This window comes from Simplicispira hankyongi, from assembly GCF_003570885.1.
In the GTDB taxonomy this organism is placed as follows: Bacteria; Pseudomonadota; Gammaproteobacteria; order Burkholderiales; family Burkholderiaceae_C; genus Simplicispira; species Simplicispira hankyongi.
In genome coordinates this window covers 917,816-942,375 of record NZ_QXJC01000003.1, presented here as the reverse complement: position 1 = coordinate 942,375, position 24,560 = coordinate 917,816, and the positions used below count along the sequence as shown (strand labels likewise).

Genomic DNA, 24,560 nt, shown 5'->3' with positions numbered 1-24,560 from the left:
CCGGCGTTAGGGCCATGCTGAACAAGTCCCTCACGCGCCGCGCATCCGTGCTTCGGGCGGTCTGCGGCGTTGCAAATCCTCGCCATAGCTGCGGCTATGGCTGCGGTTTGCGCCTTGCATCCCATCCCAATGCACGGCGCGCGTCATCGCGCTGACTTATTCAGCATCGCCTTAGGCCGGACAGAGACATACAAAAAGGTAGGTCGCTGTGCACGCCTACCTTGCGGTTTGAAAGCGGAGCCCGTTTTCGCAGGGCCCGATCTGCTTGCCTAGGGCTACTTGGGTTCCACGACCGTCGTGGTGGTGGTCACGCTCTCGCGCAGCAAACCGCCCTCCTTCACCGAGCCGCTGACCTTGCTTGCATCCTGCACACGGGCCACGCAAGCGGCTTGGTCCTCGTGGTTCTTGAACACGTCGCAGCGTTGCAAGGCGTTGTCGGCCAGGCGCGTGGCATCGTCGCTGGTCAGATTGCCGCGGCGCGAAGCCTGCAAGGCAGCGCCGGCTTCCCGGAGGCAGGTATCGCGTGCCTCCCAGGTGTTGCCGCTCAGGCAGGCCTGGCGGTCCTGCTCGTAGCGTTGGTGTGCCGCGTCGCTGGGTGCGGCGGCCTGCGCTGTGCCGACCAGCAGCAGTAGCGTCAGGGGCGCAAGCGACAAGGTGTATCGAATGGGGTGCATGGCAATTCCTTTGTGGTGCAGTGCTCTGCCGGAAGGCAGGGCATGGCCAGCAGCATGGCCTGCCCATGGGGGGGCTGTCTGTCAGACGTTGATGACAGCGCACGTCCCCTAAACTCGCACACTTTCTCGCTTGGAGGGGCAGCATGGCCATATTGGGGGTGTCGGGGTACAGGTTCGATGTGGACGCCGCGATGGTCGATCTGGATGGCACGATGGTGGACACGCTGGGCGATTTCGCCGAGGCACTGGGCCGCATGCTCGCAGAGCTCGATTTGCCAGCGATTGGCGCCGGGTTGATCGGAAAAATGGTCGGCAAGGGCTCCGAGCATTTGCTCAAATCCGTGCTAAATCACGTGCTCCGGCAGAATGGCCAAGCGATTGATGCTACTGAAATAGAAGCGCTCTACACCCGCGCCTGGCCCGCTTACCAGCGGCACTACCATGCCATCAACGGCCAGTACGCACAGGTCTATCCAGGGGTGCGCGAGGGCCTGGAGTCGCTCGCCGGTGCCGGCCTGCGCCTGGCCTGCGTCACCAACAAGCCCACGGCGTTCGCCGAGGCGCTGCTCGTCGGCATGGGCCTGCGTGCCTTGTTTATTCAGGTATCGGGTGGCGATGCCTTCGAGGCGAAGAAGCCCGATCCCCTGCCGCTGCTGCGCACCTGCGACGCCCTGGGCGTGCAGCCGGCGCGCACCTTGATGATTGGCGACTCGGCCAACGACGCCCAAGCGGCACGCGCTGCAGGCTGTCCGGTACTGCTGGTGACCTACGGCTACAACCATGGCCGTCCAGCGCGCGAGGTGGACGCCGACGCCTGGGTGGATTCGCTTGCAGCGCTCGCCCATGGCGCTTGAAGCGACAGGCCTCAAGTTTGCTGGCTCGGTGCGGCGAAACAGGCGGCTCAGTCCTTGCCGAGCAGGGCGTCCTTGAGCTTCCAGTCGGCCGGCTTGTTGCCCAGCCAGATACCGAGCAAGGCGTTGAAGAAGGCGGGTTCCTTGAACGGTTCGCCCTGGACCACGCCCTTGACCGTGATGATGGTGCCCTTGCCTGGCACCCAATCGATCATGAAGCTGTCGCCTGCCTCAAGCTTTTTGTGGTCAGAGAAAATCTGGCTCATGCGCAGCACGCCAGGGATGAGCTTGGAGAATGAGGCGCGGTCCATGTTGTCTTCCATGCCGCGGGAGAACAGCTTGCCTAGTTCCGTCGAATCGATTTCGCGCAGCATGGTGATGGACAGGCGCTTGGGCCCTGCCAAGGCAAACACTTCCGCCGGTGTCGAGGCCTTCTTTTCCAGGTACAAGCCTGCGGTATAGACCTTGAAAATGGCTTTGTAGCGAATGCCTGCACCATTGAGTTGCAGCGCGGAATCCTGCAGCTTCATGCTGTCCGCGTATTTCACATCCGCCAGAGTGACGGGAGCCGCATAAGTGCCTGCAGCCAGCAGGGCGCTGAGAAGACAGGTGAGGGCGGTACGGGAAAACCGTGGCATAGCGACTCCTAAAAAAAGAACGTTCGTACTATTTTATTGAGTGTTGCAAATTGTTCTGGCTTGCGCAACAGGGTTTTCGCTTAACAGCCGGGTTCCGTTTTGAGGCCATCCAACGCACCGTGCACGCGCGGTTTGCTACACTTTGCCGGATGTTCATTCACCGCGCATTCATCGCAGGTCGCAGCGACCGGGGAGCCTGGCCCTGGCGGGCTCGCACTGCACCGCGTTGTTAGAGCGTCCGGCCTGCTGCCTGGCGCCCGCCCCGGGGGCCTCCAGGCCCCCTACGATGAACCCCGGCGCGCCAGCCTGCTGGCCCGCCTGCCGCCTTGGCAGGACACCTCCGTGATCACTGAACTTGAATTCCACAGCCTCGCTCGCGAAGGCTACAACCGCATTCCCCTCATGATCGAGGCGTTTGCGGATCTCGAAACCCCGCTCTCCCTTTACCTCAAGCTGGCGCATGCCCAAGGCAATGGCGCGTACAGCTTCCTGCTCGAATCGGTGGTCGGCGGCGAGCGCTTTGGCCGCTACAGCTTCATTGGCCTGCCGGCGCGCACGCTCTTGCGCTCGCGCGGCTTCGGTGCCGACGCGGTGACCGAAGTGGTGACCGACGGCCAGGTGGTCGAAAGCGCGCCCGGCAACCCGCTCGATTTCGTCGAGGCCTACCAGAAGCGCTTCAAGGTGGCGCTGCGGCCGGGCCTGCCCCGGTTCTGCGGGGGCCTCGCGGGCTACTTTGGCTACGACGTGGTGCGCCACATCGAGAAAAAGCTGGAGCACAGCTGCCCGCCCGACACCCTGGGCATGCCCGACATCCTGCTGCTGCAGTGTGAAGAGCTGGCGGTTATCGACAACCTGTCGGGCAAGCTCTACCTCATCGTTTACGCCGATCCGGCGCGCCCTGAGGCCTACAGCGGCGCCAAGAAGCGTTTGCGCAGTTTGCGCGAGCAATTGCGCTATTCGGTCAGCGCGCCGCAGGTGCAGGCCAGCCAGGGCCACCCGGCGCAGCGCGATTTCGCCAAGGCGGACTACCTGGCGGCTGTGGAGCGCGCCAAAGAGCTGATTGCCGGCGGCGACTTCATGCAGGTGCAGGTGGGCCAGCGCATCCACAAGCGCTTCGATGCCAGTCCGCTGTCGCTCTACCGGGCGCTGCGCTCGCTCAACCCCAGCCCCTACATGTACTACTACCACTTTGGCGACAGCCACGTGGTGGGGGCCAGCCCGGAGATTCTGGTGCGCCAGGAGAAAACCGATCTCGGCGAGAAGGTGACGATCCGCCCGCTGGCCGGTACGCGCCCGCGCGCCGCCACGCCCGAACTGGACAAGCGCACCGAGCAGGAGCTGATCAACGACCCCAAGGAGCGCGCCGAGCACGTCATGCTGATCGACCTGGCGCGCAACGACATCGGCCGCATCGCCCAGACCGGCACCGTGAAAGTGACTGAGGCCTTTGCGGTGGAGCGCTACAGCCACGTCATGCACATCGTGAGCAACGTCGAAGGCATTCTGAAGCCCGGCATGAGCAACATGGACGTGCTGCGCGCCACCTTCCCGGCCGGCACGCTGACCGGCGCGCCCAAGGTGCACGCCATGGAGCTCATCGACCAGTTGGAACCCACCAAACGCGGCCTGTATGGCGGCGCCTGCGGGTATCTGAGCTACGCGGGCGATATGGACGTGGCGATCGCGATTCGCACCGCCATCGTCAAGGACGGCGAGCTGTACGTGCAGGCCGCGGCCGGCGTGGTGGCCGATTCGGTGCCCGAGCTCGAATGGCGCGAGACCGAACACAAGGCGCGCGCCATCCTGCGCGCCGCAGAACTGGTCGAGGAGGGCCTGGAATGACACGCGCGATCGAAAAAGTGAAGCCCTGCCAGGACATGCAGGACGTGCGCCGCGCCATCAATGCGCTCGACGACGTGCTGGTGCCGCTGCTGGTCGAGCGCGTCGGCTACATGACGCAGGCCGCGCGCATCAAGCAGCGCGCCAGCCAGGTGCGGGACGAGGCGCGCATCGAAGACATCGTGCAGCGCGTGCGCCGCGGGGCCTCGAAGGAAGGCGGCGACAGCGACGTCATCGAGCAGATCTACCGCAGCCTGATGGAGGCCTGCATCGCCTTCGAGGAACGCGAATTCGCGCGGCTGCGCAGCCACGCTGCCCAGGGAGAAAGCGCATGAAGCTCTTGATGATCGACAACTACGACAGCTTCACCTGGAACATCGTCCAGTACTTCGGCGAACTGGGCGCCGACGTGGAAGTGGTGCGCAACGACGAAGTCACGTTGGCCGATCTGGATGCGCGCCTTGCGTCCGGCGCCATGGACCGGCTGGTGGTCTCGCCCGGCCCCTGCTCGCCGCAGGAGGCCGGTATCTCGGTGCCGGCCATTGCGCACTTTGCCGGTCGGCTGCCGATCCTCGGCGTGTGCCTGGGCCACCAGGCCATCGGCGCGGCGTTCGGGGGCCGCATCGTGCGCGCGCAGCAGCTCATGCACGGCAAGACCAGCGTCATCACCACCACGCAGACGGGGGTGTTTGCCGGGCTGCCGCGCCAGTTCACGGTCAACCGCTACCACTCGCTGTCCATCGAGCGCGCGAGCTGCCCCGAGGTGCTGGAGATCACCGCCTGGACGGAGGATGGCGAAATCATGGGCGTGCGCCACAAGCAGCTCCCCATCGAGGGTGTGCAGTTCCACCCCGAGAGCATCCTCTCCGAGCACGGGCATGCGCTGCTGCGCAACTTCCTGCTCCAAGGGGCTGATGAACTCCCGAAATCATAGCTGGAAGCGCTTTCTGCATAAGCGCTAGAGGCCAAAAACACCAAAACTTTTGGATCGACCCTTATGGCTGCTCACCAATGGTTGCTGTTTGTCGCCGCAGGCCTGCTGCTCAACCTCACGCCGGGGCCTGACGTGTTCTTCATCATCGCCCACGCCGCGCGCCGTGGCGCCCGCGCCGGCGTGGTGGCGGCGCTCGGTATTTCGGCAGGCTGCTGCGTGCATGTGGCGGCGGCGGCCGTCGGGGTCAGCGCGCTGGTCGCCGCGTCGGCCACGGCGTTTGGCGTGCTCAAGCTGGTCGGGGCGCTGTACCTGGTGGTGATCGGTGCGCGCATGCTGCGCGCCGCCCTGCGCGGCGAGCGCACCGCTCCGGGGGCGAGCGCCGCCGCCGCGCCGGATGTGGACCTGTCCACGGTGTTTCGCCGCGGCTTTCTCACCAATGTGCTCAACCCCAAGGTGGCGCTCTTCTTCCTGGCCTTCGTGCCGCAGTTCATTGCCCCGGGCAGCGCACACGCCAGCGCCATGTTCCTGGCGCTGGGCCTTTTGTTTACCTTTAACAGCACGCTCGTCAACAGCGGCTGGGCCCTGGCCACCGCGTGGGCCGCGCGGCGCGCGGGTGCCTTGCAGCGCGGTATGCGCTGGCTGGACGGCGTGGCCGGCACGCTGTTCATCGGTTTCGGGGTGCGGCTGGCGCTGAGCGACATGCCCGCCGCCGCATGATGCGCGGGCACGGCCACGCGTTGTGGAAGCATTTTCTGGAGCCGACATGAGCAGCACGACCACCACCCATTCCACGCAACAGGTCGACCTGCGCAGCGACACCGTCACGCAGCCCACGGCCGCCATGCGCGCCGCCATGGTGGCCGCGCCGGTCGGGGACGACGTGTTTGGTGACGACCCTTCCCTCAATGCCTTGCAGGAGCGCATCGCCGCCATTACCGGCAAAGAGGCCGCGCTGTTCATGCCCAGCGGCACGCAGAGCAACCTTTGCGGCATCCTGGCGCATTGCCAGCGCGGCGACGAGTACATCGTGGGCCAGAACGCGCACACCTACCGCTATGAAGGCGGGGGTGCGGCCGTGTTGGGCAGTGTGCAGCCGCAGCCCCTGGTGCAGGACGCGCAGGGCCGCATGCTGCTGGCCGACATTGCCGCCGCCATCAAGCCCGACGACCCGCATTTCGCACGCACCCGCTTGCTGTGCCTGGAGAACACCTGGAACGGCCACGCCCTGCCCGATGACTACCTGCGCGGCGCCACCGAGCTTGCCCGCGCGCACGGCCTTGCCACCCATCTGGATGGTGCACGCGTATTCAACGCCGCCGTGGCAACCGCCGCGCCCGGCCAGAGCGCCCTTGCGCGGGTCGGCGAGATCGCGGGCCATTTCGACAGCCTTTCGGTCTGCTTCAGCAAGGGCCTGGGCGCCCCCGTCGGGTCGGCGCTGTGCGGCTCGCGCGAGCTCATCGCGCGGGCGCGGCGGATTCGGAAAATGGCCGGTGGCGGCATGCGCCAGGCCGGCTTCTTGGCCGCTGCGGCGCAGCATGCGCTGGAGCACCATGTGGACCGGCTGGCGCAAGACCACGCCCTGGCGCAGCAACTGGCGGGCGGCCTGCAGGGCATAGCCGGCCTCAAGGTGCGCTCGGCCAGCACCAACATCGTGTTTGTCGATGTGGCGGACGGCCGTGGCCCGGCCTTGCTCGACTGGCTGCAGCAGCGCGGCGTGCTCGCCACCGGCCTGATCGGCCTGCGCTTTGTCACGCACCTCGATGTCGATGCCGCCGGCGTGGAATACGCGCTCGATTGCATGCGGCAGTTCTTCGCCCATTCGCCCGACCGTGCTGCCGTGCCCGCCGCCAGCGGCACGGCGGTGTACTGACCCCTTCCTACAGAAAGGAACGCCCCCATGTCCATCACCCCGCAGGAAGCGCTGCAGCGCACCGTTGAACACCGCGAAATCTTCCACGACGAAATGCTGCACCTGATGCGCATGGTCATGCGGGGCGAGCTCTCGCCCGTCATGACGGCGGCCATCATCACCGGCCTGCGCGTCAAGAAGGAAACCATTGGCGAGATCACCGCCGCCGCGCAGGTGATGCGCGAGTTCTCAACCAAGGTGCCGGTGGCGGACACCACGCACCTGGTGGACATCGTGGGCACGGGCGGCGACGGCGCGGCCAGCTTCAATATTTCCACCTGCGCCATGTTTGTCGCCGCCGCCGCCGGTGCGCGCACCGCCAAGCACGGCGGGCGCAGCGTGTCGAGCAAGTCCGGCAGCGCCGACGTGATGGAGCAGCTCGGCGTGCGCATCGACCTGCCGCCCGCGGCCATCGCGCGCAGCATTGCCGAGGTCGGCATCGGCTTCATGTTCGCGCCCAACCACCACCCGGCCATGAAAAACGTCGCCCCGGTGCGGCGTGAGCTGGGCGTGCGCACCATCTTCAACATCCTCGGGCCGCTGACCAACCCGGCGGGCGCGCCCAACATCCTGATGGGTGTGTTTCACCCGGATTTGGTCGGTATCCAGGTGCGCGCGCTGCAGCGCCTGGGCGCCGAGCACGCGCTAGTGGTCTATGGTCGCGACGGCATGGACGAAATCAGCCTGGGCGCGGCCACGCTGGTCGGTGAGCTGAAAGACGGCCAGGTGCGGGAATACGAAATCCACCCGGAGGACTTTGGCCTGGCGATGGCCAGCAACCGGGCATTCCGCGTGGAGACGCCCGAGCAATCGCGCGACATGCTGCTCGCCGTGCTGGGCGGCGCAGAAGGCCCGGCGGCCGACATCGTCTGTCTGAACGCCGGCGCTGCGCTGTATGCGGCCGGTGTTGCCGAATCCATTGCCGACGGACTGGCGCGTGCGCGCGAGGCGCTGGCGAGCGGTGCGGCGAAGCAGCGCCTGGACCAGCTCGTCACCTTCACCCACGCCCAAGCCCCCACACTTTGAACATGTCCGATATCCTGCAAAAAATCGTCGCCACCAAGCACGAAGAAGTCGCACAAGCCAAGCAGCGCACGCCCCTGGCCACCATCCGCCAGGACGCCGAGAGCCGCGTGCTGACGCGCGATTTCGAGGCCGCGCTGCGCGCCAAAATCACGCGCGGGCAGGCGGCGGTGATTGCCGAGGTGAAAAAGGCCAGCCCCAGCAAGGGCGTGCTGCGCGCCGATTTCGAGCCCGCCGATATTGCCCAGAGCTATTCAGAGGGTGATGGACAGGTCAGCGCCGCCTGCCTCTCGGTGCTGACCGACCGGCAGTATTTCCAGGGCCGCATCGACTACCTGAAGCAGGCGCGCGCGAGCTGCATGCTGCCGGTGCTGCGCAAGGACTTCATGGTCGACGAATGGCAAATCTACGAGTCGCGCGCCATCGGCGCCGATGCGGTGCTGCTGATCGCCGCCTGCCTTGACGATGTGCAGATGCGCGACTTTGAAGCCATTGCCCGCGCGCTTGACATGGCGGTGCTGGTCGAGGTGCACGACGCTGCCGAGATGGAGCGAGCGCTGCGCCTGCAAACCCCGCTCATTGGCGTGAACAACCGCAACTTGAAGACCTTCGAAGTCAATCTGCAGACCACGCTGGATCTGCAAAAGCAGGTGCCGGCCGGGCGCTTGCTGGTGACCGAATCGGGCGTGGCCACGCGCGCCGATGTGCAGAAGCTGCGCGCCGCTGGCGTGCAGGCGTTTTTGGTGGGCGAAGCTTTCATGCGGGCCGAGGAGCCAGGGCTGGCGCTGGCAGAGCTGTTTGCGTGATGCATCCTTCAACGGGTATGAGCCGTCTTTACTATTGAACCAATAGCTGCTTGCGCAGATGGGATAAGCGCTGGAGGCCTTTTTGATATGAAATCCAACGCCCCCCCTCCCGATCAGCTCCAGACGGCCGACCCGCGCGACTGGCCGGTGGCGCCAGGCTGGCAACCGCTGGTCGATGGCTTCTTTGCCTCGCCCGCTGGCGTGCAGTTGCTGGCCTTTCTGCGCGAGCGCCTGGCGGCTGGCGCCAGCATCTTCCCGCCGCAGCCGCTGCGCGCGCTCGAGCTCACGCCGCCTGAGAAAGTGCGCGTCGTCATCCTGGGCCAGGACCCCTACCATGGCCGGGGGCAGGCGCATGGCCTGGCGTTTTCCGTCGCGCCGGGCGTGGCGCTGCCGCCCTCGCTGCGCAACATCTTCAAGGAAATCGAGCGCGATCTGGGCCAGCCGCCGCCCGCGTTTCCGGTGCCCGGCGGCAGCCTGGTGGCCTGGGCCGAGCGCGGCGCCCTGCTGCTCAACACCACCCTCACCGTCGAAGAAGGCCGACCCGGCAGCCACGCCCGGCGCGGCTGGGAGCTGCTGACCGATGCGCTGATCGCCCGCGTTGCCGCGCAGGCGCAGCCGGTGGTCTTCATGCTCTGGGGCGCGCACGCGCAATCCAAGCGCGCACTCATCACCGCCCCGCAGCACCTGGTGCTGTGTGCCAACCATCCGTCGCCCCTGTCGGCCCTGCGCCCGCCCGTGCCCTTCATCGGCTGCGGGCACTTCGGCAAGGCGCGGGCGTTTCGCCTGGCGCATGGGGGCTGAAGGCACCGCGAGTCCGTAGGATCTCAGCCCGCGGGGCAGTCTGGAAACCGTTGTTTCAGATCGGCTGCGGACATGGTTTCGGCCAGATCCATGTTGCGCACGATAGGGATGTACTCGCCCGGCTCGGTAAAGCGGATCAGGGTGGTCACGGTCCGGTTGTGAGCGCCCTTTTGTTGGCAGCCAGCCAGTTCCAGCCCCAGGCCCAGCGCGCGTTGCCCGCCATCCGTTCCTTTCCAGCCCAGTGCCCTCGCACGCAGGGCCTGCAGCCGGGGCAGGGCGGCGGGGTCGACGCGCCAGATCTGCGTTGAGGTCTGGGGGCTGTCGTACTCTGCCAGCAGGCTGCGTTCGGCCGTGCTGCGCAGCTCCTGCAGGGGGAGTTTTTCCTCCAGTTGCTCGGTCACGGTGCTGCCGTTGGGCTGGCGCAGCTTGCGCGACACGCTCACGGTCAGCACCAGGCCCTGGCCATGGAGTTGCAAGCCGGGCCGGTGCACCACCGCGGCGCGCAGCGCTGCGGGGTCCAGCGTCTCCAGGTTGAGCTTGCGCAGTTTCCACAGCGAGGTTACGGGTACGCTGCCACAGGCGGCCAGCATGGCCGACGCCATGGCAAGCGCTGGCAAGACACGCCAGAGGGCGCGCAGCGCAGAGGCCGTCTGCCGCGCGGGCGGACGCTCGACGCGATCGGGTGGGGTGGGCAGGTCCAAGGCCATTGTTCGATGGTATTTCTGTAAAACAGAATATTATTATTGTTTTACAGAAATTTCATCAGGTGCACACCATGTTTCCTTCCATGGCCTCTCAAGGTTCGCCGGTGCAGGAGCCCTCGTTTCGGCGCCTCGCCTGGGGTTTGCTGGTTGCCAGTTGGGTGTGTGCGCTGGTGTCGTTCGGGATTTCGCTGGCGCGCTGGGCGGCGATTGGGCAGGAGGGCGGCTGGGCTGGCTGGATGCCTCTGACCGTGGTGCCTGCACAGGCCTTGCTGGCCGGCCTGACGCCGCCACAGTCCATGGACCTGCCGTGGCGCTGGGTGGGGGTGGGGCTCGAGTGCATCCCCGCACTGGCCATGTTCTATGCCGTGTGGTGCGTGCACCGCATTTGCCGTGCCTTTCTGGCGGGAGAGGTGTTCGGGCCCGTGGTGGTGCGCGGATTTCGTGGTGTCGGCTGGGGTTTTCTGGCGATGTTTGTGACCTCGCTGCTCTACCAGATGGGGGTGACGGCGCTGCTGTCGTGGCTCGCGTCCGGGCAGAACGGCGGGCTGATTGTGCTGGGCCTGGGTTCGTTTGAAATGAGCATGCTGGTGGTGGGGCTCATGATGCTGCTGCTGGCCCATGTGCTGGCCGAGGGCTGCCGCCTGCAGGCCGAAGCCAACGCGTTCGTGTAATTCATCCAGGACACCCACCCATGGCGATAGTTGTCACGCTGGATGAGATGCTTGTGCGCCGCAAGGTCAAGTCGCGAGATCTCGCGGCCCATGTGGGCATCACCGAGGCCAATTTGTCCCTGCTCAAGAGCGGCAAGGTCAAGGGCGTGCGATTTGAGACCCTGTCCGCCATCTGCAGCTATTTGCAGTGCCAGCCAGGGGATCTGCTGACCTGGATTCCCGATGAAGGGGCGGCGCCACCGGCTGGTCTGGCGAGTGGTTCCCCGCAGCAGTAAACAGGCGTGCGCTGCCCCGGCACGCCAGCGCCTGGTCTGGGCGGTGGCTGGGTCACTGATGCTGCATGGCGTCGGGCTGGCGGTGCTGTGGCGGACGCTGGTGCCCCAGTCCGTCCTGCCGACTGAATCGCAGATGCAGCCCCCGGCCATGCAGTGGGTGGCGCTGGTACCCACGCCTGTGCCCGCACCGGCTGCCGGGGTTGTGCCGGGCGAAACTGGCGAAGCGGCCGGGGCGCGCTCCGCAGCGCCGAGGGCCATGAGGCGTGCCACGGTGGCCATCGTCCGGCCGCTGCCAAGGGGGCGCGTGCGCCAGTCCACCGCAAGCCCTGAGAGGGAGACGCCAGTGGTCGCCGCCGCCGCTGCGTCAGCGCCAGCGCCAAGCCTGCCCGCTTCTGCTGCGCAACCGCAGGCCGTTCTTCGGCCAGACGTAGTGGCGCACGCGCTGGCGCGGGAGAGGGCCTGGCAGCGCCGGCAAGGGCTGGGCCATGCGCCACAGACCTGGGCAGGGGAAGTGCCCGCCACCATGGGCGCGGAGGCCGTGGTGCGCGACCTGCGTGGCCCTGGGGGCTCGCGCACCGCGAAGGTGTCGGGGCCGTGGGGCGACTATTGCGTGGAGCTGCCCTCCGCCGACCAGCCGCCGACCATGGGCGCGGCGCCCCGCATGGTTCCTGCGCGCACCTGTCGTTGATGCCACCAGCCCGCCGGGAAGGCACAAGCGATCGCGTGGAACGCGATCCCAGCATGCCATGGCCGTGCGCGGCTGGCCGTTGCCAAAGGGCTTCAATTTCGTGAGGTGGAATCAATAAATAACGCCGAGCCGGCAGAGCTGCGCCCGCCAACACGCTCTAAGATTTCACAGTTTTTTCACCACACAGAGGGACACCGCATGGCACAGCAGTTTCTGGAAATGCCCGACAGCCAGGGCTACTTTGGCGAATATGGGGGGCAGATCCTCCCGCCCGAGCTCAAGGCCGTGATGGACGGCATCAACGTCGCCTACGAAGAGGTCCGCAAGACGGCGGCGTTCCAGGACGAGCTGACCGACCTGTACGCGCACTACGTCGGCCGCCCGAGTCCGATTTTTTATGCCAGGCGCCTGTCCGATCGCCAGGGTGGCGCGCACATCCACTTGAAGCGCGAAGACCTGAACCACACTGGCGCGCACAAGATCAACCATTGCCTGGGCGAAGCGCTGCTGGCCAAGTACATGGGCAAGACCAAGGTGCTGGCCGAAACGGGCGCGGGCCAGCACGGCGTGGCGCTGGCGTCGGCCTGCGCGCTGGTGGGCATCGATTGCGAAATCCACATGGGCGCGATCGACATTGCCAAGGAGCACCCCAACGTCACCAAGATGAAAATTCTGGGCGCCAAGCTGGTGCCCGTCACGCGCGGTACGCGCACGCTCAAGGACGCGGTGGACAGTGCGTTTGAAGAGTACATGTTGGACCCGGTGCATTTCTTTTACGCCATCGGTTCGGTGGTGGGGCCACACCCGTTCCCGAAGATGGTGCGCGACTTCCAGAGCATCGTCGGGCGCGAGGCGCGCGCGCAGTTCCTGGCAGAGCACCAGCGCCTGCCCGACGTGGTGACGGCTTGCGTGGGCGGCGGCTCGAACGCGATGGGCATCTTCACGGAATTCCTGCCCGATGCCGATGTGCAGCTTGTCGGCGTGGAACCCGCCGGACGTGGCCTGGATACCCCCGACCACGCCGCCACCATGACGCTGGGCACCAAAGGCGCCATCCACGGTTTCATTTGCTACAACCTGCAGGACGAGCGCGGCGAGCCGCTGCCGGTGTATTCGATTGCCTCGGGCCTGGACTACCCTGGCGTCGGCCCGCAGCACTGCTACCTCAAGGACGTGGGCCGTGTGCAGTATGAGGCGGTGACGGACGACGAGTGCCTGGACGCCTTCATGGCGCTCTCGCGCACCGAGGGCATCATCCCCGCGCTTGAAAGCGCCCACGCGCTGGCCTATGCGATGAAGCTGGCGAAAACCCTGTCGCCCGAGCAGAACATTCTGGTCAACCTCTCGGGCCGGGGCGACAAGGACGCCGATTTCGTCGCCCAGCACCTGGGGCTATAAATTTAAGGTGAAATCGGCCTCCAGCGCTTATTCCATAAGCGCTGGCAGCTATCTATTCAGTAGTTGATTCGGGGTGTGAGGCGGGCGCCGCGCTGCGCGCCAGCAGCATCGCATCGCCATAGCTGAAGAACCGGTACTGCCCCGCCACCGCGTGCCGGTACAGCGCCATCACCCGCTCGTAGCCGGCAAAGGCGCTGACCAGCATCATCAATGTGCTTTTGGGCAGGTGGAAGTTGGTCAGCAGCAGGTCCACCACCTGGAAGGCAAAGCCCGGCGTGATGAAGATACGCGTCTCGCCCTCGGCCAGCCCGCTCTGCGCCCAGGATTCGAGCGTGCGCACCGTCGTCGTGCCCACGGCCACCACGCGGCCGCCGCGCTGGCGGCAGCGCTCCAGCGCCGCCAGCGTGGCGCTCGGGATGGAATACCACTCGGCGTGCATGCGGTGCTCGGCCAGGTTCTCCGTTTTCACCGGCTGGAAGGTGCCCGCACCCACATGCAGCGTGACGCTGGCGCGCTCGACGCCGCGCTCGGCCAGGTCGGCGAGTACCGCGTTGTCAAAGTGCAGGGCGGCGGTGGGCGCCGCCACCGCACCGGGGGCACGGGCAAACACCGTCTGGTAGCGTTCGGAGTCTTGCGCTTCGTCGGCGTCGTGGCCGCTGGCCTGGTCGCGGGCTATGTAGGGCGGCAGTGGCAGGTGGCCGCAGCGCTCCATCAGCTCCCAGGCGCTCTCGCCAGCGGGTCCGTGCAAGGCAAAGCGAAACAGCGGGCCTTCGGCATCGGGCCAGCGGGACAGCAGCGTGGCGTCAAAACCGCCGGCTGCCATGCCCCCCGCCAAGTGGATGCGCGCGCCCACGGGCGGCTTCTTGCTGACCTTCATGTGCGCCACCACCTCGCAGCCGGCGTGGCCCGTCAGCACGCGCTCGATCAACAGTTCGAGCTTGCCGCCGCTGTCCTTCTCGCCAAAGATGCGCGCCTTGACGACACGGGTGTCGTTGAACACCAGCAAGTCACCGTCCCGCAGCAAGGCCGGGAGTTCGCGGAAGATGCGGTCGCGGGGGGCGTTGCCGCGCCCATCGAGCAGGCGCGAGCTGCTGCGCTCGGGCGCAGGGTGCTGGGCGATGCGCTCGGGGGGCAGATCGAAATCAAAATCGCTGAGGGTGAAGGCGCGCGCGGTGGAATCGGGTAAATGGGACGTCATAGGGCAAGGGGCTGAACAGGCCCGCTTAGAAAAGATCGGGAAAATCAGGAGAAAAGGGCGCGATTGTGTCAAACCGCGCACCGCCTGGGGCGCTTAGAGTCTGTTCAGAGTCTTTTTGGACACCAAAAAGACTTTGAACAGGCTCTTGAGCTTGTATGGCACACGATTTTTCAAGGACAGCGCCCATGGATGCCTTTGTCTGGGACCAGAACTTCATCACAGGCGTCGAGGACGTGGATGTCCAGCACCACGCGCTGGTGGATCTGTTCAATGAACTGAGCAGCACCTTCCAGAGCACCGATCTGGACGATCGCGAGGCCCTGCTGAACGACACGTTTGCGCGTCTGGTGGCCTATACCGAATACCACTTTGCCGACGAGGAAGCGCTGATGCGGGGCGTGGGACTCGACCCGCGCCACATTGTGTCGCACGAGGCTGAGCACGCGCACTTTGTCGAGCAGATCCGCACCATCTGGTCGGCGCGCCATTCCATGCCGGACACGGCCGAGTCCATCATCGGATTTCTTACCTCCTGGCTGGGGCTGCACATCCTGGGAACCGACCAGGCGCTGGCGCGGCAGATCGTGGCCATTGCCGCGGGCACCACGCCCGAGCAGGCATGGCGCAACGAGAAGGACTTCCCCGAGAGCAAAACCACGCAGGCGCTGCTCAAACTGATCGCCCGGCTCTACCATGTACTGGCGCAGCAAAACGCCGGGCTGATCGACGTCAACCGACAACTGGAGATGCGTGTGGCCGGGCGCACCCAGGAGCTCGCGCACGCCAACGAAGAGTTGCTCAACGCCAATCTCCAATTGGAGGCGTTCTCCCGCACCGACGGCCTGCTGGGCATCGCCAACCGGGGCTATTTTGATGAACGTCTGGCGCAGGCCTGCGCCGCGGCATTTCGGCGCGAGCAGCCGCTGGCCTTGCTGATGATCGATGTCGATCATTTCAAGCAGTTCAACGATTGCCATGGCCATCCCAAGGGGGACGCGTGCCTGCAGGCGGTGGCGCGTGCAGTGGAGGACACCCTGACGCGCAGTACCGACCTGGTGGCACGCTACGGTGGCGAAGAGCTGGCCGTCATCCTGCCCGACACCGATGCCGAAGGCGCCACCACCGTGGCCGCGCGTGTCGTGGCGAATGTGGCGGCGCTTGGCCTGGTGCATGGCGCGTCCCAGGTGTCGCCCTGTGTGAGTGTGAGCGTGGGCGTCGCCGCGCAGGTGCCGCCCCACAAAGATGGCAGCAGCCGCCTGGTGGAGGAAGCCGACGCCGCGCTGTACGAGGCGAAGGCTGGCGGGCGCAACCGCTGGGTGCTGGCGCCGCGCTGACCCGCTGCGCGGGGGGGCTTGCTCGGGGCTATATCGCAGCGACCGGCGAGACCATTACCTGGACCAGCAGCTTGCCCACATCCGCCGCACTGGCCAGCGCCGTGCCGCTGGCCAGCAGCGAGGCAGCACCGGCGGCGGTGGCCCAACGCAAAGCCTCTGGCGGGGTTTTTCCCCGTACCAACGCTGCCAGCAGCCCCCCCAGAAAACAGTCCCCTGCGCCGGTAGTGCCTTGCGCCGCGGTCACAGGCACGGCGGGTGCCTGCCACACGCCGTGCGCTGTAGCGAGCACGGCACCTTCCGCCCCCAGGCTGAGCGCCACCATGTGCGCTGCACCGCGCTGCACCAGCGCGGTGGCGGCGGCGATGGCTTCATGTTGCTCGGCAAGCGGCAGGCCGGTGAGACTGCGCAGCTCGCCCAGGCTGGGCTTGACCAGCGCTACGCCCGCGTCCATGGCATGCGCCAGGGCGGCGCCAGAGGTGTCGAGTGCCAGGGCCACGCCAGCGTTCTGCGCTTGACGTGCCAGGCGCGCGTAAAAATCGTCTGGCGCGCCGGGTGGCAGGCTGCCGCTGGCCACCAGCCACTGCGGCGCCGGATGGAGGCTTGCCATGGCGGACAGGCAGGTCTGCCACTCCTGCTGCGCGAGCTGCGGGCCTGGCATGACGAAGCGAAACTCCTGGCCGCTGGCCTTGTCCAGCACGGACAGGTTTTCGCGCGTTTCTCCGGCAATGGGCTGGCACTGCGCGGGCACACCCTCCTGAGCCAACAGCGCTGTGAGCTGCGCACCCGCCACGCCGCCGGCCAGGTAGTGGGCCCGCACATCGACCCCCAGACGGTGGAGCATGCGCGCCACGTTGATGCCGCCGCCGCCGGCGTGGCGCTGCAGGTCGCTGCAGCGCAGCTTGTGGGTCGGCTCGACCTTCGCCGTGCGCGCCGAGAGGTCCAGTGCCGGATTGGGCGTGAGCGTGCGAATGGCGCTCATGCCGGGGCGTGGCTGGGCAGGCCCGACCACATTGCGTTGAGGTCGGGGAAGTTCCATTTCGCCGGGTCTTCGCGCGCCGCGATGCGGTCGTTGCACCCGACGGCACCGAGATCGATGATTTCCGGGGCAATGCGCAGGTTGGAGCGTGTCGAGTAAAACACCTTCACCTTCGGGGTGACTAGCGAGCGGCTGCCCTGTTCGGTCACGACCGCCAGGCGCCCCGACACCAGGCGCACCAACGAGCCCACGGGATAGATGCCGATGCTCTTGACGAAAGCCTGGAAGACGCGGGCGTCGAAATGTCCCCCGGTCCATTCGGCCATGCGGCGCAGCGATTCGGAAGGGTCCCAGCCGCGTTTGTAGGCGCGGTCGGATGTAATCGCGTCGTACACGTCGCACACCGCCGCCATGCGGGCGATGAGGCTGATTTTTTCTCCCGCCAACCGGTCCGGGTAGCCCGTGCCATCCATCTTCTCGTGGTGGTGTCGGCAGGCATCGAGTACCGGCGCGCCCACCTGGCCGGCCTCCTTGAGCATTTCGTAGCCCGCGACGGGGTGCCGGCGCACCATGTCGAACTCCTCGTCGGTGAGCTTGCCGGGCTTGTTCAGCACCTCGATCGGGACCGCCGCCTTGCCCAGGTCGTGCAGCAGGCCGGCCAGGCCCGCGCTGCGCGTGTGCGCCTCGCTAAGGCCCAGTTGGCGCGAGAGTGCCACCATCAGCGCGCAGACCGCCACCGAATGCAGGTAGGTGTAGTCGTCGGCCGTCTTCAGCCGTGCCAGGCTGATGAGCGCGCCTGGGTTGCGCGTCACGGAATCGTTGATTTCCTGCGCCAGGCGCTGTGCCTGAGCGGCGTCCACCGCACGCCCCATGCGGGCTTCGCTGAACATCGAGATCACCGCATCTTTTCCCCGGCTGCAAATGGCAGCCGCGGCGCGCAATTCGTCCTGCATGCTGGCCAGTGCGTTGCGGCACGGCGGCGCCATCGGTGCTGGGCGCGGCTTGGCCGCGGCGGTGCTTTCCATGGCGTGCATCGCGGCCAGATCGCTGAAATCGGTGTCGATGCGCGCTTCGACCTCTTCCTGCGTGAGCGTCACCGTGCCTGCGGCGACGTCTTGCCCACGATCGGTGTCAATCCACAATTCGGTGATGCTGGTGGCACGAATACGCGCCAGGTCGGACGGCTCTTTGAGCAAAAACTTCGCCCGCCAGAACGGGTGGTCCATCCATGAGCCGCAGAACTCCTGCACATACATGCCGAGCACGAGGTCGCGGGTTTGAATGCGCTTGAGCATGGCGGGGCAGGAGGTGCGGTCAGGGAAGGACCGATTCTAGATGGCCGGCATGTTCCTGGGCTGGCGTGCGGACTGCGGCGGGGGATGCTCCGTCCCGTCTATGCTTGGCGTTCGATACGCTTGCTGCTTCCACCATGCCTGCGCCCCGCGCCCTTGCCCCTGCCATTCAAAAGGCCCTGCACAAACTGGGCCTCAGGCGCGACATCGACCTGGCGCTGCACCTGCCGCTGCGCTACGAGGACGAGACCCGCATCGTGCCGATCGCCAGCGCGCGCGATGGTCAGCTGGCGCAAATCGAAGCCACCGTCACCGCCAGCGAAGTGCAGTTGCGCCCGCGCCGCCAGCTCGTGGTGCAGGTGCAGGACGCGTCGGGCGACTGCACGCTGCGCTTCTTCAGCTTCTACCCGTCGCAACAAAAGACGCTGGCGGTGGGCGCGCGCCTGCGTATCCGGGGCGAAATGCGGGGAGGTTTCTGGGGCCGGCAGATGCTGCACCCGGTGTTTCGTGCGGCAGGCGGCGAACTGCCCACGGCCCTGACGCCTGTCTACCCGACAGCGGCCGGCTTGCCCCAGCCCTTGCTGCGCCGGTTGGTTGCCAGTGCCCTGACGCGCGTGGACCTGCCGGAAACCCTGGTGCCGGAACTCGCCCCTCCGCACGCTTATTTTTCAAGCCAAAATAGCCTCCAGCGCTTGATGTGCCTGCGTGATGCGCTCACTTTTTTGCACCGCCCAACGCCTGATGTGGCGTTGGCGGCGCTGGAAGACCACAGCCACCCGGCCTGGCAACGGCTCAAGGCCGAGGAGCTGCTGGCGCAGCAGCTCTCGCAGTTCCAGGCGCGGCGCGAGCGCTCGCGCCTGCGTGCACCGGTGCTGGCGCTCGTGCAGGATGGCGCATCGCTCACCGCCCGATTGCAGGCTGGGTTGCCCTTCGCGCTCACGGCGGCGCAGGTGCGCGTCGTGCGGGAAATCGGCGCCGACCTGGCGCGCGCGCAGCCCATGCACCGCTTGCTGCAAGGCGACGTGGGCTCGGGAAAAACGGTGGTGGCAGCGCTTGCCGCCACCCGCGCCATTGACGCAGGCTGGCAGTGCGCGCTGATGGCGCCGACCGAAATCCTCGCTGCGCAGCATTTCGCCAAGCTGCTCGGCTGGCTGGAGCCCCTGCTGGCGGCAGAGGGCCGCAGCGTCGCCTGGCTGGTGGGCGGCCAGAGAAAAAAGGAACGTACGGCGGCCCTGGCGCGGGTGGCCAGCGGCGAGGCGGCGCTGGTGGTCGGCACGCACGCCGTCATCCAGGAGCAGGTCGCGTTTGATCGGCTGGCGCTGGCCATCGTCGATGAGCAGCACCGCTTTGGCGTGCTCCAGCGCCTGGCGCTGCGCCAAAAGCTCGCCGCGCACGGCATGGAGCCGCACATGCTGATGATGAGCGCCACGCCCATCCCGCGCACCCTGGCCATGAGCTACTACGCCGACCTGGATGTCTCGGTCATCGACGAGCTGCCCCCTGGCCGCACGCCGGTGGTCACCAAGCTCATTGCCGACAGCCGCAAGGATGAAGTCATCGCGCGCATCGCCGCGCAGGTCGCCGAGGGGCGCCAGGTGTACTGGGTCTGCCCGCTGATCGAAGAGAGCGAGGCGCTGGATCTTTCCAACGCCACTGCCGTGCATGCCGAGCTGAGCGAGGCGCTGCCTGGCGTGGCGGTCGGCCTGCTGCATTCGCGCATGCCGAGCGCCGAAAAGAAGGCCGTGATGGCGCTGTTTACCGAAGGCCATCTGGGTGTGCTGGTCAGCACCACCGTCATCGAGGTCGGCGTGGACGTGCCCAACGCCTCGCTCATGGTCATCGAGCACGCGGAGCGCTTTGGTCTCTCGCAGCTGCACCAGCTGCGCGGCCGGGTGGGGCGGGGCGCCACTGCCTCGGCCTGTGTGCTGCTGTACGCCACCAACGACAGCGGGCGTGTCGGCGAGACGGCGAAAGAGCGCCTGCGCGCCATGGCAGAGACCAGCGATGGCTTCGAGATCGCACGGCGGGACCTTGAAATCCGTGGCCCCGGAGAATTCCTGGGGGCACGCCAGTCGGGCGACGCGCTCCTGCGTTTTGCCGACCTCGCCACCGACACGCACCTGCTGGACTGGGCGCGCGCAACCGCGCCGAAAATGCTGGAGCACCATCCCGAATTGGCGGCGCAGCACCTGGAGCGCTGGCTGGGCGGAAAATCCGACTACCTCAAGGCTTGAATTGTGACCACCCCCTGCGCGGCTTCGCCGCTTCCCCCTCCTCCCGCAGCGCTGCGCGCTGCGGGCAGGGGCCTGTGCCGCGATAGTTGCCTGCCCCCATGACCCTCACCGAACTCAAATACATCGTCGCCGTCGCCCGCGAGCGCCATTTCGGGCGCGCGGCAGAAGCCTGCCATGTCTCGCAGCCGACGCTGTCGGTGGCGGTCAAGAAACTGGAAGAAGAGCTCGATCTCAAGCTCTTCGAGCGCAGCGCGGGGGACGTCTCGGTAACGCCGCTGGGTGAAGAGATCGTGCGCCAGGCGCAGGCGGTGCTGGAGCAGGCGGCGGCTATTAAAGAGATTGCGCTGCGCGGCAAAGACCCTTTGAGCGGGCCGCTCACCCTGGGGGTGATCTACACCATCGGTCCCTATTTGCTGCCTGAGCTGGTGCGCAGCGTCATTGAGCGCACGCCGCAGATGCCGCTCATCCTGCAAGAGAACTTCACCGTCAAATTGCTGGAAATGCTGCGCACCGGCGAGATCGATTGCGCCATCCTGGCGGAGCCGTTTCCCGATGCGGGCCTCGCCAGTGCGCCGCTGTACGACGAGCCGTTTCTGGCGGCGGTCCCCGGCAAGCACCCGCTGGCGCAGCAGGAATCGGTCTGCACCGAGGAGCTGAAGAACGAGCATGTGCTGCTGCTGGGCGCCGGCCACTGTTTTCGCGACCATGTGCTGGAGGTGTGCCCGGAATTTGCTCGGGTGGCTCCACAGGGCGACGGCATCCACAAGCGCTTTGAAGGCTCATCGCTGGAAACCATCAAGCACATGGTGGCCGCCGGCATGGGCGTGACGCTGGTGCCGCGCCTGGCCGTGCCGGATGCGGCGCTGACCAGCGCCCCCCGGCGGCGCCACGCTGATGACCCGCATATCCGCTACCTGCCCATCGTCGAGCCCGACGGCAGCGCCCCGCCCACGCGCCGCGTGGTGCTGGTGTGGCGGCGCAGCTTCACGCGCTACGAGGCGATTGCTGCGCTGCGCAATGCGGTGGTGGCCTGTGGCTTGCCCGGCGTCAAACGCCTCACCTGAATGCGGCCTATAGTGGACCAAAGTGACTGTTCTTAACACCATCAAGGAGAACCCAATGGCCAAAGCACCCGCCAAATCCACCGACAAAACCGCCGCCGTGCCGCGCATCAACATCGGTATTTCCGAGAAAGACCGCGCCGGCATTGCCAAAGGCCTTTCGCACCTGCTGGCGGACACCTATACCCTGTACCTGACCACGCACAACTTCCATTGGAATGTCACAGGGCCGATGTTCAACACCCTGCACCTGATGTTCATGGGCCAGTACACCGAGTTGTGGAACGCGGTGGATCCGATTGCCGAGCGCATCCGCTCGCTCGGCCATGTGGCGCCGGGTTCCTACGCCCAGTTCGGCAAGCTTGCCAGCCTGCCCGATGCACCCGCTACGCCACCGCGCGCACTGGACATGGTGCGTGTGCTGGTGACGGGCCATGAGGCGGTGGCGCGCACGGCACGCGAGCTGTTCCCGCTGGCCGACAAGGTGGGCGACGAGCCCACGGCCGACCTGCTCACCCAGCGCTTGACGGTGCACGAGCAGACTGCCTGGATGTTGCGCTCGCTGCTGGAGGAGTAGGCGTCGCCTGGTTTCAAGACGCTGTCCTACAAAGTTGAGCGCGTCGCCCTTGAGATGATCGTTGGATTGACCACCATCCGGGTTCGGGCCAGCACTCCATGCGAATTCTGTACGTTGAAGACCATGAGGATCTGCGTGAAACCATCGGCATGCTGATGGAGGGCGAAGGGCGCTCGGTGGTGCTGTGCGAAAGTGCAGAGCAGGGCATGGCGCAGGACGTGCAGACCCCCTTCGATGTGGTGGTGACCGACGTGAGTTTGCCCGGACTCTCTGGGATCGAGTTTGCGCACCAGTTGTTGACCAGGAACCCGGACCGCTGGGTGGTGCTGTGCTCGGGCTACGAGCTGGGCAAGCATGCGCAGGCCTGGGGGCCGCATGTGCGCACGCTGCTCAAACCGTTTGAATTGGAACAGCTCGACGCTCTGCTGCGGGAGATTGAGCAGGCACTCAGCGCCGATTAGTCCATTCATCGGCTGGGCGGCGACGATCCAGTGTTTCGCGGAAGCGTCACAGTAAAGCGGGTGTGGTCGTCCGCGCTGTGCACTGCAATGCCGCCGCCGTGGCTCGTGACGATCTGCTGCACGATGTACAGGCCCAGTCCCAGTCCATCGCGGCGCCCCCCTTTGCTTGCGCTACTGCGAAATGGCGTGAACAGCAGCGGCAGCAGGTCGGCAGGGATGCAACCACCGTTGCTGATCTCCATGCGAATGGCGCTCGTGTGGGTGCCGTCCAGGTGCAGACCAATGGGTTGATCGGCTGCGCCATGCCGCAGCGCATTGCCAAGCAGGTTGGTCAGCACCTGGGCCAGGCGGTCACCGTCCCAGGAACCTGAAAGCACGCCCGCGCTGCTGAGCACCACCTCTCGGGTGCCGTGGTCCCGCAGTTCCTCGACAACGCGTGCGCACAGTTCGCCCAGATCGAGTGGACCCGGATGCAGGCTCAGGCCCCCATGCTGGCGAATGCGTGTGAGGTCGAGCAAGTTTTCGATCATGCCGTCCATGCGCCGCGCGCTGGACAGGATGCGGCCCGCCAGCGCCGCGTTCTTTTTGTCCGTGCAGGCGCGAACCAGCGCGCCCGATGCCAGGGTGACCGAGGTCAGCGGCGTGCGCAGGTCGTGGCTCAAGACGGCCATGAACATTTCGTTGATGCGCAGCGCCTCCGTGCGCTCGGCCAGTTCGCGCGCCAACGTGCGCTTCTGGCGGTGCAGCGTGAAGAACACCTCCACCTTGCTGAGCAGCATATGGGGATCAATAGGCTTGTAGAGAAAATCCACTGCTCCGGCGTCGTAACCCTTGAACTGCCAGTCACTGTTCTGTGTGCCCGCGGTCACGAAAATCAGAGGAATGTGGCGCGTGCGTTCGCGCCCGCGGATTATCTCGGCCAATTCAAAACCGGTCATCTCGGGCATTTGCACATCGAGCAGCGCGAGCGCGATGTCGTCGTGTTCGAGCAGCAACTCCAGGGCTTGGGCACCTGACTGTGCCTTGAGGACCAGCAGGTCGTCCCGTTGCAGCAAGGCTTCGAGGGCAACGAGGTTCTCGGCAATGTCGTCGACGATCAGGCACTTGATCGGTGCCGCGACTTGCGCATCCAGATTGGCAGATCGTTTCACAGCAATCCTCGGGTATGCAGTCGGGTGAGGGTTTCGGCCATCGCCACAGGGCTCAGGACATAGGGAACCTGCGGGATCCGTGACAGCACAGCCCGTGGCATGGTGGGCGAGGAGGCGCTGTCGGGCGCTTGCACGAGGTACAGGCCCTTGGCCTGATCAACGGCGCTGGCAGAGCCGCCTATCACGATGGCAATGGCCTCGAAAGTCCGGGTGGAGGTGTTCACGCCAAAGCCTTCTTGCGGTAGATGCACTGCAGCGGAACGCAGTCCTCGAACGCGTCGGCCTGGGTAGAAAAGCGCAGCGATTCCTTGCTGCCCAGGCCCAGAAAACCACGCTGGCACAGGGCCTCGCGAAACAGCCCGAGGGCGCGGTCCTGCAACGCGCGCTCGAAATAGATCAGCACGTTGCGGCACGACACCAGGTGCACTTCGGAAAACACGCTGTCCGTCGCCAGGCTGTGGTCCGAGAACACCATGTGGTCGCGCAGCGATTTGTGGAACACCACGCGTCCGTAGGCGGCGGTGTAGTAGTCCGACAGCGAGGTCACGGCGCCCGAGGCGGCGTGGTTCTGCGAGAAAGCCGGCACGCGCTCGACGTCGAACACGCCGGCACTTGCGGCTTGCAGGGCCTTGGCGTTGATGTCGGTGGCGTAGATGAAGGTGCGTTCCAGCAGCCCGGCTTCCTGCAGCAGAACGGCCAGGGAATACACCTCTTCGCCCGTGCTGCAGCCCGCCACCCAGATCTTGAGCAAGGGGTAGGTGTGCAAATGCGGCAGCACCTGCTCGCGCAGCGCGCGAAAGTAGTCGGGGTCGCGGAACATGTCGCTCACCTGCACCGTCAGGTAGTCAAGCATGCCGGCAAACACGTCGGGCTCGTGCAGCACGCGGTCCTGCAGCTGCGAAAGGGTTTTGCACTGGAACCGCGCCAGCGCCGCATTCAGACGGCGGCACAGCGACGCCTGGGCATAGGAGCGAAAGTCGTAGTGGTAGCGCAGGTAGATGGCGTCGATCAGGAGCCGCTGCTCGATGTCCAACGTCTTGCTGCGTTCGCGGTGGGGCATGGAGG

At 66.2% G+C, this 24,560-nt stretch carries 27 protein-coding genes; 18 read left to right on the top strand and 9 right to left on the bottom strand.

What is annotated here, in order from left to right:
- Positions 1 to 275: 275 nt before the first annotated feature.
- Positions 276 to 674, bottom strand: coding sequence for a hypothetical protein (locus D3F03_RS11060; RefSeq protein ID WP_119109392.1), 399 nt, complete (start codon positions 672 to 674; stop codon positions 276 to 278).
- 143 nt (positions 675 to 817) lie between these two features.
- Between D3F03_RS11060 and gph the strand changes: the two genes are divergently transcribed.
- Positions 818 to 1,528, top strand: coding sequence for a phosphoglycolate phosphatase (gene gph, locus D3F03_RS11055; RefSeq protein ID WP_119109391.1), 711 nt, complete (start codon positions 818 to 820; stop codon positions 1,526 to 1,528).
- 47 nt (positions 1,529 to 1,575) lie between these two features.
- Here gph and D3F03_RS11050 read toward each other — a convergent pair whose 3' ends face one another.
- Positions 1,576 to 2,163, bottom strand: coding sequence for a chalcone isomerase family protein (locus tag D3F03_RS11050; protein WP_119109390.1), 588 nt, complete (start codon positions 2,161 to 2,163; stop codon positions 1,576 to 1,578).
- Positions 2,164 to 2,505: 342 nt separating this feature from the next.
- Here D3F03_RS11050 and trpE point away from each other — a divergent pair, with 342 nt between their 5' ends.
- From trpE to D3F03_RS11010, 8 genes are all read left to right on the top strand, one after another.
- Entirely contained in the window at positions 2,506 to 4,005 is a 1,500-nt protein-coding gene (gene trpE, locus D3F03_RS11045) for an anthranilate synthase component I (protein ID WP_119109389.1), read from the top strand.
- Positions 4,002 to 4,337, top strand: a complete 336-nt coding sequence (locus tag D3F03_RS11040) for a chorismate mutase (RefSeq protein WP_119109388.1) — start codon at positions 4,002 to 4,004, stop codon at positions 4,335 to 4,337. The genes trpE and D3F03_RS11040 overlap by 4 nt, the downstream gene beginning before the upstream one ends.
- Complete coding sequence (locus D3F03_RS11035) at positions 4,334 to 4,936, top strand: anthranilate synthase component II (RefSeq protein ID WP_119109387.1); 603 nt, start codon at positions 4,334 to 4,336, stop codon at positions 4,934 to 4,936. The genes D3F03_RS11040 and D3F03_RS11035 overlap by 4 nt, the downstream gene beginning before the upstream one ends.
- A 63-nt stretch (positions 4,937 to 4,999) precedes the next feature.
- Positions 5,000 to 5,653 (top strand): LysE family translocator, encoded by a 654-nt coding sequence (locus D3F03_RS11030; protein WP_119109386.1) that lies wholly within the window; start codon positions 5,000 to 5,002, stop codon positions 5,651 to 5,653.
- A gap of 46 nt (positions 5,654 to 5,699) precedes the next feature.
- Positions 5,700 to 6,806 carry a low-specificity L-threonine aldolase gene (gene ltaE, locus D3F03_RS11025; protein ID WP_119109385.1) on the top strand — a complete coding sequence of 369 codons (1,107 nt, stop codon included), beginning with the start codon at positions 5,700 to 5,702 and terminating at the stop codon, positions 6,804 to 6,806.
- Between the two features lie 27 nt (positions 6,807 to 6,833).
- Positions 6,834 to 7,871, top strand: coding sequence for an anthranilate phosphoribosyltransferase (gene trpD / locus D3F03_RS11020; protein WP_119109384.1), 1,038 nt, complete (start codon positions 6,834 to 6,836; stop codon positions 7,869 to 7,871).
- 2 nt (positions 7,872 to 7,873) lie between these two features.
- On the top strand, positions 7,874 to 8,674 hold the full coding sequence (trpC, locus tag D3F03_RS11015; RefSeq protein ID WP_119109383.1) for an indole-3-glycerol phosphate synthase TrpC: 801 nt from the start codon (positions 7,874 to 7,876) through the stop codon (positions 8,672 to 8,674).
- Between the two features lie 87 nt (positions 8,675 to 8,761).
- Positions 8,762 to 9,475: a uracil-DNA glycosylase gene (locus tag D3F03_RS11010; RefSeq protein WP_119109382.1), complete on the top strand. Its 714-nt coding sequence runs from the start codon at positions 8,762 to 8,764 to the stop codon at positions 9,473 to 9,475.
- A gap of 23 nt (positions 9,476 to 9,498) precedes the next feature.
- On the opposite strand, the gene D3F03_RS11005 is transcribed toward D3F03_RS11010, so the two are convergent.
- Positions 9,499 to 10,176 (bottom strand): hypothetical protein, encoded by a 678-nt coding sequence (locus D3F03_RS11005; protein ID WP_147414718.1) that lies wholly within the window; start codon positions 10,174 to 10,176, stop codon positions 9,499 to 9,501.
- Positions 10,177 to 10,250: 74 nt separating this feature from the next.
- On the opposite strand from D3F03_RS11005, the gene D3F03_RS11000 reads away from it, so the two are divergent.
- The 4 genes from D3F03_RS11000 to trpB all read left to right on the top strand — a co-directional run bounded on the left by D3F03_RS11000 (position 10,251) and on the right by trpB (position 13,211).
- A complete protein-coding gene (locus D3F03_RS11000; protein WP_245960574.1) occupies positions 10,251 to 10,850 on the top strand; it encodes a DUF2975 domain-containing protein in 600 nt (199 codons plus the stop codon).
- 20 nt (positions 10,851 to 10,870) lie between these two features.
- Positions 10,871 to 11,125, top strand: a complete 255-nt coding sequence (locus D3F03_RS10995; protein ID WP_119109380.1) for a helix-turn-helix domain-containing protein — start codon at positions 10,871 to 10,873, stop codon at positions 11,123 to 11,125.
- The gene (locus D3F03_RS10990; protein WP_158606156.1) at positions 11,106 to 11,813 is read left to right on the top strand and encodes a hypothetical protein; all 708 of its coding nucleotides are present in this window, start codon (positions 11,106 to 11,108) and stop codon (positions 11,811 to 11,813) included. Before D3F03_RS10995 ends, D3F03_RS10990 begins: the two co-directional genes overlap by 20 nt.
- Before the next feature lie 198 nt (positions 11,814 to 12,011).
- Positions 12,012 to 13,211: a tryptophan synthase subunit beta gene (gene trpB, locus D3F03_RS10985; protein WP_119109378.1), complete on the top strand. Its 1,200-nt coding sequence runs from the start codon at positions 12,012 to 12,014 to the stop codon at positions 13,209 to 13,211.
- A gap of 52 nt (positions 13,212 to 13,263) precedes the next feature.
- Here trpB and queA read toward each other — a convergent pair whose 3' ends face one another.
- Positions 13,264 to 14,409, bottom strand: coding sequence for a tRNA preQ1(34) S-adenosylmethionine ribosyltransferase-isomerase QueA (queA, locus tag D3F03_RS10980; RefSeq protein WP_119109377.1), 1,146 nt, complete (start codon positions 14,407 to 14,409; stop codon positions 13,264 to 13,266).
- A 185-nt stretch (positions 14,410 to 14,594) separates the two neighbouring features.
- Between queA and D3F03_RS10975 the strand changes: the two genes are divergently transcribed.
- On the top strand, positions 14,595 to 15,743 hold the full coding sequence (locus D3F03_RS10975; RefSeq protein WP_119109376.1) for a GGDEF domain-containing protein: 1,149 nt from the start codon (positions 14,595 to 14,597) through the stop codon (positions 15,741 to 15,743).
- A gap of 28 nt (positions 15,744 to 15,771) precedes the next feature.
- On the opposite strand, the gene D3F03_RS10970 is transcribed toward D3F03_RS10975, so the two are convergent.
- Together D3F03_RS10970 and D3F03_RS10965 are read right to left on the bottom strand one after the other, a co-directional pair.
- The gene (locus D3F03_RS10970; RefSeq protein WP_119109516.1) at positions 15,772 to 16,722 is read right to left on the bottom strand and encodes a 1-phosphofructokinase family hexose kinase; all 951 of its coding nucleotides are present in this window, start codon (positions 16,720 to 16,722) and stop codon (positions 15,772 to 15,774) included.
- Positions 16,719 to 18,014: an HD-GYP domain-containing protein gene (locus D3F03_RS10965; protein ID WP_119109375.1), complete on the bottom strand. Its 1,296-nt coding sequence runs from the start codon at positions 18,012 to 18,014 to the stop codon at positions 16,719 to 16,721. The genes D3F03_RS10970 and D3F03_RS10965 overlap by 4 nt, the downstream gene beginning before the upstream one ends.
- Before the next feature lie 134 nt (positions 18,015 to 18,148).
- Between D3F03_RS10965 and recG the strand changes: the two genes are divergently transcribed.
- The 4 genes from recG to D3F03_RS10945 all read left to right on the top strand — a co-directional run bounded on the left by recG (position 18,149) and on the right by D3F03_RS10945 (position 22,344).
- The gene (gene recG / locus D3F03_RS10960) at positions 18,149 to 20,245 is read left to right on the top strand and encodes an ATP-dependent DNA helicase RecG (protein WP_119109374.1); all 2,097 of its coding nucleotides are present in this window, start codon (positions 18,149 to 18,151) and stop codon (positions 20,243 to 20,245) included.
- A 98-nt stretch (positions 20,246 to 20,343) separates the two neighbouring features.
- Positions 20,344 to 21,309 (top strand): LysR substrate-binding domain-containing protein, encoded by a 966-nt coding sequence (locus D3F03_RS10955; RefSeq protein WP_119109373.1) that lies wholly within the window; start codon positions 20,344 to 20,346, stop codon positions 21,307 to 21,309.
- Positions 21,310 to 21,364: 55 nt separating this feature from the next.
- Positions 21,365 to 21,883 (top strand): Dps family protein, encoded by a 519-nt coding sequence (locus D3F03_RS10950; RefSeq protein ID WP_119109372.1) that lies wholly within the window; start codon positions 21,365 to 21,367, stop codon positions 21,881 to 21,883.
- Between the two features lie 98 nt (positions 21,884 to 21,981).
- Positions 21,982 to 22,344, top strand: coding sequence for a response regulator (locus D3F03_RS10945; protein ID WP_119109371.1), 363 nt, complete (start codon positions 21,982 to 21,984; stop codon positions 22,342 to 22,344).
- Positions 22,345 to 22,349: 5 nt separating this feature from the next.
- Here the strand turns inward: D3F03_RS10945 and D3F03_RS10940 are convergent, their stop codons facing one another.
- The 3 genes from D3F03_RS10940 to D3F03_RS10930 are packed head-to-tail and all read right to left on the bottom strand — an operon-like array spanning position 22,350 to position 24,555.
- Entirely contained in the window at positions 22,350 to 23,495 is a 1,146-nt protein-coding gene (locus tag D3F03_RS10940) for a hybrid sensor histidine kinase/response regulator (RefSeq protein WP_199665443.1), read from the bottom strand.
- Positions 23,492 to 23,719, bottom strand: a complete 228-nt coding sequence (locus tag D3F03_RS10935; protein WP_119109370.1) for a hypothetical protein — start codon at positions 23,717 to 23,719, stop codon at positions 23,492 to 23,494. Before D3F03_RS10935 ends, D3F03_RS10940 begins: the two co-directional genes overlap by 4 nt.
- The gene (locus D3F03_RS10930; RefSeq protein ID WP_119109369.1) at positions 23,716 to 24,555 is read right to left on the bottom strand and encodes a CheR family methyltransferase; all 840 of its coding nucleotides are present in this window, start codon (positions 24,553 to 24,555) and stop codon (positions 23,716 to 23,718) included. The genes D3F03_RS10935 and D3F03_RS10930 overlap by 4 nt, the downstream gene beginning before the upstream one ends.
- Positions 24,556 to 24,560: the final 5 nt, after the last annotated feature.